Genomic DNA, 14468 nt, shown 5'->3' with positions numbered 1-14468 from the left:
GTAGTTGCAACCTTCCAGACGCATAAAAAAATATGTTTTACTCCCCCAGGGGGAAATAAAAACTCAGTAATCTCCCCCCATTTTCATCCCTTTTTTTCTTGCGACGAAATGGCTAATGTAAGGTAATAATGTTCCGCCCATTTCCGTGCCAACTTATAAGCATCTCTAAATTTTTGGCGTTTTTCGTCCGCAGTCAATTCAAGATGATTGGGGTACAATTTTCCATAGATTGTTGACTCGCTATCTTTTAATAACCCATCAGTTTTCGCTAATTTAGCGTCAAGAATCCGCAAATGGGCCAGAAATTCAGTTGGAGTTTTGCGCTGCAAATGTCGTCCCGGAGGCGCACTACAATGGTCTTTAAGTTTTTTTTTGAGTATTTCCCGCGCTTGAGACAATTGCATTTCAATTGCATTAGCATCCAATACAGCAGGAAGAACATCAAACCGAATTACTGTTTGCCCACTATGCAAATTAATTTTCAGCGTTTTTACTTCATCAAGTGAAAGTTGGGACCATGTAGAAATTTTATTGAAAGAAGGCGGCCGACCACCTTTGGTTGCGCACTTAAATTTTTTGAGACCAAATTGTCTAGCAATTCCAATTTGTTCCTTCTTTTGCTCATCAGGCAGCAAGTCGCGTAATGCCTTACATCGTCTTCGAAACTCACTATTTCGACGCAGAAACTGCCATGCCCATTCCTGGTCACTCCAAACTTCATATTTGCCGTACCACTTAAAGTCATAGCCGTTTGGACGATTGAATTTATCAGGTTGATTCATAAAATAACATTTTACAAAATAACATCTAGAAAGACGGAGTGCTGGTAGCACGACTAGTAACTAAAACTGCAGGTCATACTGAATTTCTAATTACGACATCTCAATTTTCTGCAAATATGCGGCCCATTTTGTTAAAGCAGCTTTACGCTCTTCAAAGTAGGTGTGAATGTCATATACGCCCTCAACACCAGGTAACTTGTGATTCAAACACATTTCAGTGATATCCCTAGGAACACCTAAAGCTCTAAGATGGCTTTTGGCAGTTGATCTCAAATCATGTGGGGTAAATCTGCGTATATCTGGTTTATATTCCTCTAGCCAGTATTGGATTGCTTCACCGAAGGTATTTGGATTTATTGCTGCATCACCTCCATTTCGAGCTTTTCTTGCTTCCTTCCTTGCAGGCAGAACAAATTGTGAGTCAAAAGCCAAAATCTTCAATTCGCGTAACCAAGATATTACTGCTTCAGTTAAAGGTATTTGTATAGCTCTACCAGTCTTGGTTTTTTGCACATTCCACACACCATTTGCAAGATCAAAATCTTCCCATTTAGCATTGATTAGCTCGCCAGAACGTACGGCAGTCCCAAGTAAAATTTTTACCGTCAACATATTCTCGTTACTCATATTTGAGTTGAACAGTTGCAGTAATTCCTTTTCAGATAACATTAAGCGCCGTCGAATTGCTGGCCGCTTTCCCAATAGAGAACTAATCTGAACTCCAATGCAGGGATTTGCAGCCACAAGCCTCCGACCGGCAGCATGCTTAAAAAGCATTTTAACCGTACAAAGCAACATATTGGCTTCGACCCAAGGTAATTTTGATTTTTCAATTAATGAGACGATGTCAATTGGCGTAACTTGTGACACCTTGTATGAGCCAATGCTAGTTTCGACTCTGGACAGGTTTCGACTGTACGTTCGTTGTGTGCTAATCGACAAATTTGTTAAAACCTTCTGCCGATAATCTTCTGCTAGATCTCTGACGGTTAGATCAGCTATAGCCGAAGCCTTAGCTTTACTTTTTATGAGCGCAGGATCTATTCCGCGATCAATTTTCGCCCTCTTTTCACGAGCAATTGTCCTAGCCTCATTCAGCCCTATATCAGGATAATTGCCTATAGTGACTTCTCGTGCTCTTCCACCAAATCTATAACGCAATATCCATGAGGCTGTGCCAGAGATTGAAAGTGTAAACGTCAACCCTCCACCATCTGACCTAGCCAATGGCATTACCAATGGGGTAACTATTTTGGTAACAGAATCTCTTTCTGTAGGTGCTTTGCCAGCATTCACTGCGCGTATCCAATGCTGCAATTGAAGTGATTCTAATTTTTGAATGATTTTTTTTGCCATCTTCGCCCTTAATTAGCTACATACATAGCTACACATTATAGTTAAGAACGAGTAAGATTAACAGGGAACAATGTGGAAATATTTCTTTTAAAATCAATATGTTATAATAATAAAAAAATCTATCTTGGATTGTAATGGCATCAAATCAAAGCAGTACGATATTATTTTAATGTGAGTTTTCAATCATTTAAAATCATAACGACAAATCCAGCTACAAAGCTTATTGCGGTAATAGTTTCAAACTGCGACAAATTGTCCTCTATGAAGAGCACTGAATAATCAACAGTGCCCTTCATATCACTTTCGTTCATTTTGAAAAAACTGAGTCAATACTGAACCACCATGTATTGTGCAAAAGTTCACACCGAATTTAATAAGAACCATTCTAATTACCGCTCTTCCAAAGCAAGCTTTTCTACGGCACCTGTGGAAGAGCAAATTTTAGACAGTACTCATGTCCTTGCCTCGCAAGCTTGGATTCCAATGCGATATCGTGGACAGACGGTCCTTAACGAGTTTGCCCACAGTTTCCGGATTTAACTGCTTCTGAATATCACGCATGGCCTGCTGACCTAAACGCAACCGCAATTCTGGTTGATCGAGTAATTGACGAATGCATGACGCTGCATGATCGATGTCGGCCTCTGCCCACAGCGGGCCAGCAGGATACGCACCTATCGTTTTTTCGAGTGCCTGCAGTGTATATTTAACAGGCATGGAATTCTCATGGTTCATAAAATCCATATTGGCAGACCACCCAGTTGCCACTACCGGTTTTCCCAGCGCCATCATTTCCGCGGGTGCCAAGCCAAAACCTTCAGCCCGATGAAGAGAAATAAGCATATCGCAGCAAGACTGCAAATCCCACGTCTGCTGGCGGGTCAGAAACTGGTCGAGTACGATAGTTCCCGGCAAATCTGCGAGGTAGTCGTTTAATTCGGCAGATGCTTCGGGATGATGTTCGCTATTGATCGTCTTGACGACCAGAACAGCATCATTACGCCCTTTGATTGCCTCACGAAATGCGGCGATAGCGGCCTGGGGATTTTTGCGATACTGATATGAATGGAAATCATACATCATCAGCGCCAGCAATTTATCCGCTGGCAGGCCAAATTCATTGCGATCAGCGCCAGGCGTTGCCTTGACATGTAAAGCATGCGGGATAATTACTACCGGCACTGGTGACACAGCGGCCACAGCGTCATACACGAAGGTCGATGGCACCCAGATTTCATCCAGATGCTCAAAGGATGCAAAGTGAGATTGTGGAATTTCAGGTTGTTCCCAATGCCAAAAACCGATCTTGTATGCACTTTCAAGATGATTATCTTTCAGATGCTCGATGATACTGACGGTTTGATCTGCGTTGACGTACACCATATCAATAGAAAACCGGCTATCACTGGCATGCAGCAAGGCTTCTCTATCGCGTTGCAAATTAGAGGATTGAAAACCGACATCAACCACAGAATATGGAACACCAGTTGCCCGACAGGCACGCGCCAGCGACCGTGCTGCCTCGCCCACACCAAGTTCGGCATTAATATAGCCAATCAAATTAATACCCAATGCCTTCGAGGTGATTTTTGATTTAATAATTTTTTCGGACGGGTTCTCATTTTGATGACTTGCGGCAGCGTAAACAGGTACACCGTCTGACATGCTACTCTTCACTGCCAACCAAAATGGCCAAAGCAAAAGACGCCGCTTCCATCCACGAATACGTCTGCTTTCCGGTGAAATTCCCACTGCCAAAGCCGTTTTCAGGTAAGAAAATAGCTGCTCACCAGAATTCACGTATCGCTGCAAGGCAGATGGATCTGGTGAACGATTTAAAAAGTAATAATAAATGTCGTTAAGACGCTCAGGTCCGGTGGAGTTAGGCGATACATTTAATGGTTTAGACCATTCAAATGGTTTTTCTCCCATCGTTTTTCTTAGTCTAGGACTAAGGCGATATTGCTTACGCATCTCAGCAGAAATCAGGGAATCGTTTTTAAAACGCGCATAGGCATAGGGTAGATTGCGAAATTTATCCAACCCATTGGCAACCACATTGCTGCAATACTGAAGTACCAGCGTTTTCACTATCGGCTCGACCGTATCTAATGAAAAACGATTTTGATGCTTGGACAGATTTTGTGGTTGTTGCGGATCGATTCCGCTAAAGTGGAAAAAAACCAGATCCTGTTGATTGACTTTGTACTGATCTGCCTCTCCGCTGAACTGGCGCTGAGCCAGATTCCAATAGGCTACGTTATATCCTGGATGACGTAAAACCCTTACATGGTCGAACAGCCCAGGAGCCAAATCTACCCAACTTTGGTCTACAAAAACACCATTAGGAAAATCGACGACACAATTTCGTTCAAGCTTGGCTTGCCACCATTTCAAAAATTGTCTCGTAACATGCTGCTCACTCAGGGCACAAAACCCCAAGTTATACGTTCCTGCCATACGAATGGAAAGTTCAGTCGGATTTTGTGTATCTGTAATTGGTTCGAGCAAATGCGGTGTGAGGACGACACTAGCGCCATCATTCAGCAAGTCCGTGACTTCCTGCAATGGTTTATACAAATAAATATCGGGATCAATATACAAAACCTGGCTATGACCAAGGTCAAGTAGATGTTGCAGGGCCCAAGGTTTTACCGCGGTATTGAGTTCAAGAATCGTATATTGAAACAGAAATTCATCGCCAAATGGCAAGTCAAGCGACGAAAGAGGAATCGCTTCAAATTCTTGAGACAATTCTGCACTTGGAGACAAATCGGCGTCAACAATGACGCAATAAGGTTTTGCCTCAGGATGATGCAATGCTACGCTTTGCATCAATGTGCGGGCGTAATGCAGATAATTATTAGATACGATGGTAACTATTGCCAACTGCTTCATGTAACTCTTTCAATTTATTCAATTCTTATTCCAACGTGTAGAATAAAAACCTGAGGTTGCCTGAATATGTCCGTCATCAAGATGGGCGAATCGCACGTTTATCGTTCAATGTGATGCAAAGAGTGACTCAAAATCCCTTTGCAGCTTAATTGTTATTGAAAGTATCATTGACTCACCGGCACGAACAGAAAAGCGCCAACGCTATTTTTTTGCATTCTACCAAATTAAATTACCAATATTGGCGGACAACTACAATGCGATATTCTTTTGACATGAAGCCCTTGTTCATCATTCACACACGAAGCTGGCATGGGGTAAAAATGATACGTGAGTATATTCAAAAGCAGCTTGCATGCAGTCTGTTCGTGGCATTGCTATCTTCATTTGTTGTCTCGGGTCATGCAGCACAATCACAGGAAGGGCCACCAGCCGCAATGACGGCACCTGCGTCTATGGTGCCAGGCGTAGCGCAAGCAGAATATGCGTATGGCCCGGCCCCCTTGCAGAAGCTGGATTTTTGGCAAGCGACAGTCGCCAAACCTGCACCGCTCATCTTGTTTGTCCATGGTGGAGGATGGAAACGCGGGGACAAAAAAAACGCCACTGGCATGCAAAAAGTCAATCATTTGATCGGTGAAGGTTATGCCTTTGCCTCCATCAATTACCGCCTGGTTCCAGCCGCAAGCGTGGAACAGCAGGCTGCTGATGTGTCCGCAGCCGTTGCCTGGCTGCGGGGCAATGCCGGGAAACTGGGGATCGATGCGTCACGCATCATTCTGATGGGCCATAGTGCCGGGGCGCATTTGGTCGCTTTGGTCGGTACCGACCCGAAGTACCTAGCGGCAGCCGGCCTGTCCTTATCGGATGTTCGCGGTATCATCGCACTGGATGGCGCCTGTTATGACGTGCCGCGCCAAATTGCCGATGGCGGAGCCTTCATGGGTAAAACCTATGTAGAAGCGTTCGGAAACGACCCCGCACGCCAGCGAGCCTTGTCTCCGACGTTTCATGCTGCCGCACCGAATGCGCCCGCGTTCCTGATCATTCATATCGATCGCGCCGACGGCAAGGCACAATCCGAGGCATTGGCTGCCGCCCTCACACAGGCCGGCACTTCAGCGGAACTCCATGGCTTTACCGGCCAAGGTTTGCGCGGTCATCTGGATATCAACAGATCACTTGGCAGCACCGATTTTGCGGCTACCGCCGTGGTCGATGCTTGGCTACGCAAGCTGCCCGGCACAAAATAGAGACCTGGCCCACGACAGTAGCAATTTACCGACATGATGCAAAACATGCTTTCATGTGAAATGACATGCTGGACCAACACCGACGACGGTCAAATAAACATCAAGGTAAAGGGTTTTTGATCCATTCAGAGATCATGTCAACTGCCTCTTTTTCCATACCGATAAAACCGTGCCAGTGCAGCGCTGCACAGACGTCGCCACCGGGATTGGACCCGCCATCTGCCAGAATCATTTTTTTCACTGGCGCATTGGTCAATCCACGCAAAATTGCCGGCACCTCATATGGCTGGCATTGACTGCAGGCGTCCTTGCTATGATGAAGTACCAGTGTTGGTATCTTGATGGCCGATAAATCCTGTTTGGGTACAGCTCCTGGCTTTTTGTAGTTCACAATACTGGACGTCAATACCAGGCCAGCAATTGCAGTATCTTGCAGCTTGATCGCTGCAGCGGTGGCAGAAACCGTGCCTTTACTGGTGCCAACAATCCATACTGGCGCAGAGCTCTGCCTTTGTACATATTCCAGCATGGCACGAACATCAGCCATATGCTTATCACTAATGCGGTCGGCATAATCCAGATCTTCGGTATCATCAGGTCGGCCGAAAATTGCCACATTGAAGCCCTTACTCAAAAAGTATGGCAGTGAACGCACCAGAAAGTTAGTACTGCCAGGCTTGCCCTCTATGACTTTGCCAAATCCACCGCCGCCACCGGGGAAAATAAATACCGTGGCCTTTGCACCCTCCACAGCTTCCCAAAACAGAGTGGTACTAATGCCTGGACGAGTTGGCACTATAAAGACTTGCCCTGCAGCGTGAGCCGTGACAGTGATCATCAACAAGATTGCCGCTATTAAATTTTTTATCATGCAGCTTCCTCCTTATCTCGACGCAGATATCCAGCCGGACAGCAATATGCGGAAAAATACGCACCGCCGGCCAATTTAATCACTCTCTGCAAAAAACATTTGCGTTAATGATTGCATATTCCCACAACAAATGATCATTTTTAGGCAATTCATGCAAATTACGCTTGCAAAAACACATCTCCATGCATTGTATGCAGTAGCTGCTGCGCATCCATGGCTGCGATGCGTCCTTCATCAGTGGGCACTACCCAGACTTCTGTGCTGCTGTTGTGGGTATGAATGGGGGCAATGTCGTCACCACGGGCAGCATTGTTCTTTGCTGTGTCCACCTGCACGCCGAGGTAAGCCAGACCTTCTGCTACCTGCTGCCTGAGGATGGTGTCATGCTCCCCTATGCCGCCGGTAAATACCAGCACATCCAGGCCGTTCAGGCAGGCGCTTAATGCGCCGCATTCGCGTATGACGCGGTAGGTGAACAAGTCGATGGCGAAGCTGGCTTGCGGGTCTTTACTGCCACGCAGGGTACGCATGTCGGCAGATATGCCGGAGACACCCAGCAAACCAGATTCCTTGTACAAAGTTGTTTCCAGTCGTTTTTCATCCCAGCCCTGTTGCACCAAGTGCAGCAAGACGCCGGGGTCGAGTGCGCCACAACGGGTGCCCATCATCAGGCCATCGAGTGCAGAAAAACCCATGGAGCTGGCGATACTTTTGCCATTTCTCATGGCGCAGCCACTGGCACCATTGCCCAGATGCAGCATGATGACGCGACCGGCAGCGGGATCAAAAGCCCGCGCCGATTGCTGGGCAAGATGGCTGGCAACATAACGATACGACAGGCCATGAAAACCGTAACGGCGTATACCTGCGGCGCGCAAAACCTGCGGTAAGGCCAGCGTGGTTTCACAATCTGGCATAGTGGCGTGAAAGCCGGTATCGAAGCAAGCTATCTGCGGTATGTCAGGATATGCACGACTAAAAGCAACTACGCCATCCAGATTATGAGGTTGATGCAAAGGTGCCAGTGTATCCAGCGTATGCAAATAATTGAGTGCATCATCATCCATCACGATAGAAGCAGAAAACCGTTCGCCACCGTGGACAATGCGATGGGCAACGGCTTTAATGTGTATGTCCGCACTATGCGTCATCAACAAACCGTGCAGGGCTTGCAGCGCAGCAGCGAACTGATCACCGCGAGCGGTATGGATTGCGGCCTCATCCAACGCCAACGCTTTGGTTTCCGTACCTGCGCTGAATTTGATCAGGGGCTTGCCGCCTGGTTGCAAGCCCTCGATGACACCCGTCAGCTTGGTCCTGGTCACACCTTCATCAGTAAGGGGATACAACGCAAATTTGATGCTCGACGAGCCTGCATTCACTGACAGGATGACTGGGCTTTTCATGGTGCGTTTTTCCGGTACGCATACGCCAGCAATTTGATCAGGGCAGCCGAGGCTACCCGCGAAGATGGGCCATCAGCACGGCTGGTGAGGGCAATCGGCACCTTGGCACCGACCACCACGCCGCATGTGGCGGCACCGGCCAGATATTCAAATTGCTTGCCCAGCATATTGCCAGACTCCAGATCAGGCACCATGAGGATGTCGACATCACCAGAAACGGCAGAGACTATGCCTTTGATCTGCGCCGCACGGGCAGATATGGCATTGTCGAAAGCCAGGGGGCCGTCAACAATCGCCCCAGTGATTTGCTTTCTTTCTACCATCTTGCATAAAGCTGCGGCATCAATGGTGGAATTGATCTTGGGGTTAACCGTTTCTACTGCAGACAATAATGCCACCTTGGGTTCAGGGATATTCAATGCATGTGCCAGATTGATGGCGTTTTGCAATATGTCGGCCTTATCTGTCAATGTGGGGTAAATATTCAGGGCAGCATCGGTTAGCAGCAAAAGCTTGTGATACATGGGTACGTCCAGGTGATACACATGTGACAGGCGGCGTTTGGTGCGCAAGGCTGTACATTCAACGACCGCATGCATGAGTTCATCGGTATGCAAACTGCCTTTCATCAGTGCTTCAACCTGGCCGCTGGCAGCCATCCCCGCGGCCATCTCCGCTGCGGCATGGCTATGGGCGACATCAATCAGTTGAAAGCCACTGATATCAATGCGAGCAGCACTTGCTACTGCTGCGAGCTTTTCTGCCGGAGCGATCAAAATGGGAATGATCAGGCCCTGCTTTGCTGCATCCACAGCCCCCTGCAATGAATCGGCATCACAGGGATGCACCACGGCACAGCGTATCGCGGGCAAGTTTTTGACGCTATCAAGCAAGCTACGCTGCCGCTCCCCCAAATCAAACATGGTCATTGTTGGCAGGTGCGCACGCGGGCGACTGACTTTTTCCGTCGGGGCGATGACCAGCGCGTTGCCGTAGACCACCCTGTCACCTTTCTGGTTCAGGATTTCGCAATCCAGGGTGACGTGTTTTTTTTCATCCTCTTTTGACACTACCGTCACATATACAGTGAGCGTATCACCGATGCGCACAGGTTTGACGAAGTGCAGGTTTTGTTCAAGATAAATCGTGCCCGGCCCTGGCAGACGTGTGCCCAGGATAGTGGAAATCAATGCCCCACCCCACATACCATGGGCAATGACACCGTGGAATAGCGTATGTTCCGCATACTCAGCATCCAGATGGGCCGGATTGACGTCGCCAGATACGGTGGCAAAGGCTTGTATATCTGTATTTGTCAGAGTACGAACCTGGCTGGCTGTCTGGCCTATCTGCAAATCTTCGTAGACGATGTTTGAGATGATGTCTTGTTCGTTCGTATCTATACGTATCGTATTCATGTGATTCCTGAGGTAAGCTTAATTAACGACATGATAGCCAGCGTCTACCTACAAAGTCTGCCCCGTCATACAGGAAGGCGCATCGCTGATCGCCGCGACATTGATGCAGATCAAACTTTTGATCAGAACCCTTATTCCCATAGTCTACAAGATAGATTTTATTACACCGTAGGCAGGATTTTTCAGCCCTCGCCCTGCTATTACTTGTGCGTGCTTGTGCGTGTCCATATAGGCAAGAAGGGCAAAACAGGGTCATCAAGGGTCATCATGAATTCACCGAAGAAGAGTAGGCTAAGTATATTGCTGCATTTGCACAATACAGTTGATCAGCATCAACTCGGTTCACTGTCTTGTTTGCAAGAATGGCTGTACATCCTTTTGAGGAAGCACAGATGAAATCCGATTACAGTCAGACTGCTCCAGCGCCAACTTCTGGCTCTGCTGGCCGTGCATCCTACGCACCGCAGCAAGCTCAGCAGATTTGCTACCTCAGCGGCAATGAGGCAGAAATTCACCCGCTGGATATGGCACTGCAAAATCATATTGCCAAGCTGACGGGCGGCATCTCACCGGCCAGTGTCACACTGGCAGTGATGGACTGGGCGATACACCTCGCCGTCTCACCAGGCAAACAATTGGAATTGTTGAATCTCGTGCAAAAACAAATCGCCAGTTGGCCCGAACTGCTGGCACCAGCACTGTTGGGCAAGGCCACAGATACAACAGCCGCAACTGGGGCCGGGTCTGCAATTCATCCGCCGGCATCCGATAGCCGCTTCGCTGATGCTGGCTGGTCAAACTGGCCTTTCAATGCATTCAGCCAGTATTTCCTGCAAAGACAAGCGTTCTGGCAAAAAGCTACGACCGGCATACGTGGTGTAACTGCCCATCACGAAAACGTGGTCAACTTCATGTCGCGTCAATTGCTGGACATGATGTCACCGTCGAATATGCCCTGGCTCAATCCGGAAGTGATTGCAGCAACCAAAGCCTCGGCAGGAAAAAACCTGATTAGCGGCGCCACGCACTGGATGCGGGATAAGGGCATGGAATACCAGCCACCCGGCATTGATACCGGCAAACATGACAATCAACAACTGGCGTATCAACCAGGCCGTGACGTGGCGGTTACCGAAGGCAAGGTGGTCTTTCGCAATCACCTGATTGAACTCATACAGTACACGCCGCAGACCGCAAAAGTATATGCAGAACCCGTGCTGATCGTGCCTTCATGGATCATGAAATATTACATCCTTGATTTGTCACCACATAATTCCATGGTGCGCTTCCTCGTCAGTCAGGGTCATACGGTGTTCATGATTTCGTGGAAAAATCCTGGCAAGGAAGACCGCGACCTCAGCATGCAAGACTATCTCGACAGCGGCTTGTTCAGCGCTCTAGCGGAAGTCGGTCAGCTTGCAAAGCACAAACCCGTCCATACCGTCGGTTATTGCCTGGGCGGCAGCTTGCTTGCCATAGGTGCAGCGGCACTGGCCAGTGGACATGCTGAAGATTTCAGATCGGACTTACCCAAAATACAGACCGTCAACCTGCTGGCAGCACAAACTGACTTTAGCGAACCGGGGGAACTGGGTCTGTTCATTGACGAAAGCCAGATTGCCATGCTGGACGCGCAAATGTGGGAGCAAGGTTACCTGACAGGCGAACAAATGACAGGCTCATTCCAGTTGCTGAATTCACGCGATCTGATCTGGTCGAAAATCATGCGCGAGTACCAGTTGGGTACCCGTAATTCGCCGAATGACCTGATGTCATGGAATGCCGATACGACCCGCATGCCCTATCGCATGCATAGTGAATACCTGAAGCACCTGTTCCTGCACAATGATCTGGCAGAAGGCCGTTATGAAGTACACGGTCACGCGGTTGCATTGAACAATATCCGCGTACCCATGTATGTAGTCGGCACGGTACGTGACCATGTATCGCCATGGCGTTCCGTCTACAAGATTCATTTACTGTGCGATGCGCCCATCGATTTTGTGCTTGCGTCTGGCGGGCACAATGCCGGCATTGTATCCGAGCCTGGCCATGCCCACAGGACGTATCAGCATCTGGCGTCAGATAAACGCGGTGAGTTCTATCAACAGGCGGATGACTGGCTGCATGCCGCGTCAACGGAACAAGGTTCGTGGTGGAACCACTGGCAAGCCTGGCTGGCTAGCCATTCCAGCTCACATAAAATCAAGGCTCAGCCCGTAGTGGATAATCAACTGGGGGCAGCACCTGGCACGTATGTTTTTGAAAAATAATTGCGGTCTTTGTTGACTACTTACTCCATACCAGGAGAATACAAGATCACCTGGTCACGTCCTTTCGCCTTGGCGGCGTACATGGCCAGATCGGCTTTCTTCGCGAGTTCCAGCTCTGTCATGCCATGGTCGGGATAGATGGCTATGCCTATGCTGGCAGAAATGAAATGGGTATTGTCGGCAATCAAAAACGGTGCCGTCAGCGCAAGACGGATTTTTTCCGCCAGCACACCGGCACTTTGTTCATCGCTGACGTTCAGGGTCAGAGCCACAAATTCATCGCCACCTATGCGCCCCACCGTGTCTGAATCGCGCAGGCAATGTTTCATGCGTTCTGCCGCCTGCTGCAGCAAGACATCACCTACGGCATGACCAAAGCTATCATTGATGGGCTTGAAACGGTCCAGGTCTATATACATCAGCGCCAGCCTTGTCTTGTTTCTTTTCGCCAGCGCCAACCCTTGCGCCAGACGTTCAAAAAATAAAATACGGTTGGGCAAGCTCGTCAGGCTGTCATGGTGCGCCAGGTAAGCCAGCTTATCGTTGACCAGCTTGCGCTCACTGACATCCACTTTCACGGCGACATAATGCGTGGTTTTTCCTGCTGCATTTTTCACAGGCGCGATATGTGCTTCTTCCCAATACAATTCGCCATTCTTGCGGCGGTTGATCAGTTCACCAGTCCATTCTTCGCCGCGCAGCAACTGCTGCCACATGGCCTGGTAAATTTCCGGCTTAACTTGGCCTGACTGCAGAATACTGGGTTTTTTACCGATCACTTCTTCTGCGGCATAACCCGTGTCGATCGTAAAATGCGGATTGACGTATTCAATCACGCTATTGGCGTCGGTAATAATGACCGATGTCGGACTGTGTTCTATTGCAGAAGACAGGAAACTCAGCCTGAGTTCGTTTTTGCGAATTTCGTCCAGGCTATGGGCCAGCCGACGGTTCACGCGCAAAATATACAGTGCAACACTACCAACGATGCCAACAAAAATCAGTGCGAACAGGCTCCATACATAGAACCAGCTCAAGTTAACCTCTGGATTTGGCTCGTACAAAAAATCATCCATAGAGAAATTGGCTGGCAACATTCCCAGTTCTGCATAGGTATCGGCGATATGCCGCCAGCGCCCCGGGTTCATATAGCCTATGGCGATCAGGTCATGGCTCAACAGGTAGCTGGTTTGTGCTGCTTCATAATGAAAGAACTCTTTATTCGACGCCAGATTATTCAAGCCCACATAACGCTGCAGGATCAGGTCGATAATTTCTTCCTGGTGTTGCAATGCATATTCCCAGCCCCGCAGGCTGGCCGCGCGGAAGGCTTTCACACGTTCAGGGTGCTCCTTGATTTCCTTGTCGGTGGTGAACAGATTGTCCCCGTAAAAATCAATGCCGACAGAACGTGGCGTATAGATGTGGTAAGCAATGCCGGCTTGCCCTAGCCGAAAAGGTTCATTCGTCAGATAGGCCGACATGACATCCACCTTGCCATTCACCAGATCGTCCACATTGAAGCTGTGTTCAATTTTCTTGAATTGATCAAACGGGATGTTTTCGCGCTTGAGGTAAGCCAGCAATTCCTGGGATTGTGGTTCCAGCATGATGCGCTTTCCGGACAGATCATGCACAGTCTGTGGTTCTGCATCCTTTCTGGAAATCAGTATCAAGGGGGAATGCTGGAAAATCACTGCGATGACGACGACCGGCTTGCCTTCCTTGCGCGACAGCATCAGGCTGCTGGTGCCTATGCCATATTCTGCTTTTCCGCTCACCACTTCATCAATGACATCCAGACCGGGCTGTGCCTGCTGGATATCGACATCCAGGCCTGCCTCGCGGTAATAGCCGAGTTCCTTGGCAGCGTAATAGCCGGCAAACTGGAAGGCGTGGGTCCATTTCAATTGCAGCCGCACTTTTTCAACGGCATGCGCAGGCAGTGTGAGCATGGGTAGCATTTGCATGCACAGGCACACAAAACCAAGCAGTACATGTCGGAAGAATTTCGTTTTCATGGAATGGGAAACAGCAATCCACTTCCTGACTGAATACACATTAACAAAACTAAAGAGAATGCTGCAATCACTAGTGTCCGGTTAAATTGGTAAGTAAAGCCAGCAAAGCTAATGCAGGCGCTGGTTTTGGCGGTTTTAGGGGTGTCCACGATTTGAATTTAAAATATGTCATTTGCGATAATCTCCGGTTTAT

The 14468-nt window shown here is 48.4% G+C and carries 9 protein-coding genes; 2 read left to right on the top strand and 7 right to left on the bottom strand.

The genetic code is table 11. The features are described 5' to 3' along the window. Window positions 1-83: 83 nt before the first annotated feature. The 3 genes from ACO0K9_RS20260 to ACO0K9_RS20250 all read right to left on the bottom strand — a co-directional run bounded on the left by ACO0K9_RS20260 (window position 84) and on the right by ACO0K9_RS20250 (window position 5036). A complete protein-coding gene (locus tag ACO0K9_RS20260) occupies window positions 84-782 on the bottom strand; it encodes a hypothetical protein (protein ID WP_422987897.1) in 699 nt (232 codons plus the stop codon). Window positions 783-872: 90 nt separating this feature from the next. After that, window positions 873-2138 carry a tyrosine-type recombinase/integrase gene (locus ACO0K9_RS20255; RefSeq protein ID WP_422987896.1) on the bottom strand — a complete coding sequence of 422 codons (1266 nt, stop codon included), beginning with the start codon at window positions 2136-2138 and terminating at the stop codon, window positions 873-875. A 441-nt stretch (window positions 2139-2579) separates the two neighbouring features. Then, window positions 2580-5036: a glycosyltransferase gene (locus ACO0K9_RS20250; RefSeq protein ID WP_422987895.1), complete on the bottom strand. Its 2457-nt coding sequence runs from the start codon at window positions 5034-5036 to the stop codon at window positions 2580-2582. Window positions 5037-5401: 365 nt separating this feature from the next. Here ACO0K9_RS20250 and ACO0K9_RS20245 point away from each other — a divergent pair, with 365 nt between their 5' ends. Beyond that, window positions 5402-6286, top strand: a complete 885-nt coding sequence (locus ACO0K9_RS20245) for an alpha/beta fold hydrolase (RefSeq protein WP_422987894.1) — start codon at window positions 5402-5404, stop codon at window positions 6284-6286. A 100-nt stretch (window positions 6287-6386) separates the two neighbouring features. Here ACO0K9_RS20245 and ACO0K9_RS20240 read toward each other — a convergent pair whose 3' ends face one another. From ACO0K9_RS20240 to ACO0K9_RS20230, 3 genes are all read right to left on the bottom strand, one after another. Further along, a complete protein-coding gene (locus tag ACO0K9_RS20240) occupies window positions 6387-7157 on the bottom strand; it encodes an alpha/beta hydrolase (RefSeq protein ID WP_422987893.1) in 771 nt (256 codons plus the stop codon). Window positions 7158-7315: 158 nt separating this feature from the next. After that, window positions 7316-8563 (bottom strand): acetate/propionate family kinase, encoded by a 1248-nt coding sequence (locus ACO0K9_RS20235; RefSeq protein ID WP_422987892.1) that lies wholly within the window; start codon window positions 8561-8563, stop codon window positions 7316-7318. Then, complete coding sequence (locus ACO0K9_RS20230; protein WP_422987891.1) at window positions 8560-9981, bottom strand: bifunctional enoyl-CoA hydratase/phosphate acetyltransferase; 1422 nt, start codon at window positions 9979-9981, stop codon at window positions 8560-8562. Before ACO0K9_RS20230 ends, ACO0K9_RS20235 begins: the two co-directional genes overlap by 4 nt. 392 nt (window positions 9982-10373) lie before the next feature. On the opposite strand from ACO0K9_RS20230, the gene ACO0K9_RS20225 reads away from it, so the two are divergent. Continuing rightward, window positions 10374-12254, top strand: a complete 1881-nt coding sequence (locus tag ACO0K9_RS20225) for a PHA/PHB synthase family protein (protein WP_422987890.1) — start codon at window positions 10374-10376, stop codon at window positions 12252-12254. Between the two features lie 20 nt (window positions 12255-12274). Here ACO0K9_RS20225 and ACO0K9_RS20220 read toward each other — a convergent pair whose 3' ends face one another. Next, the gene (locus ACO0K9_RS20220) at window positions 12275-14209 is read right to left on the bottom strand and encodes an ABC transporter substrate-binding protein (RefSeq protein ID WP_422987889.1); all 1935 of its coding nucleotides are present in this window, start codon (window positions 14207-14209) and stop codon (window positions 12275-12277) included. Window positions 14210-14468: the final 259 nt, after the last annotated feature.

It is taken from the genome of Undibacterium sp. Ji50W (assembly GCF_049340445.1).
In the GTDB taxonomy this organism is placed as follows: Bacteria; Pseudomonadota; Gammaproteobacteria; order Burkholderiales; family Burkholderiaceae_D; genus Undibacterium.
This window is presented reverse-complemented; position numbering and strand designations above follow the sequence as displayed.

Excerpts from the sequence above, each read along its gene's own strand:
- ACO0K9_RS20260 (WP_422987897.1), bottom strand. The coding sequence starts at position 782 with ATGAATCAACCTGATAAATTCAATCGTCCAAACGGCTATGACTTTAAG.
- ACO0K9_RS20255 (WP_422987896.1), bottom strand. The coding sequence starts at position 2,138 with ATGGCAAAAAAAATCATTCAAAAATTAGAATCACTTCAATTGCAGCAT.
- ACO0K9_RS20250 (WP_422987895.1), bottom strand. The coding sequence starts at position 5,036 with ATGAAGCAGTTGGCAATAGTTACCATCGTATCTAATAATTATCTGCAT.
- ACO0K9_RS20240 (WP_422987893.1), bottom strand. The coding sequence starts at position 7,157 with ATGATAAAAAATTTAATAGCGGCAATCTTGTTGATGATCACTGTCACG.
- ACO0K9_RS20235 (WP_422987892.1), bottom strand. The coding sequence starts at position 8,563 with ATGAAAAGCCCAGTCATCCTGTCAGTGAATGCAGGCTCGTCGAGCATC.
- ACO0K9_RS20230 (WP_422987891.1), bottom strand. The coding sequence starts at position 9,981 with ATGAATACGATACGTATAGATACGAACGAACAAGACATCATCTCAAAC.
- ACO0K9_RS20225 (WP_422987890.1), top strand. The coding sequence starts at position 10,374 with ATGAAATCCGATTACAGTCAGACTGCTCCAGCGCCAACTTCTGGCTCT.
- ACO0K9_RS20220 (WP_422987889.1), bottom strand. The coding sequence starts at position 14,209 with ATGCTCACACTGCCTGCGCATGCCGTTGAAAAAGTGCGGCTGCAATTG.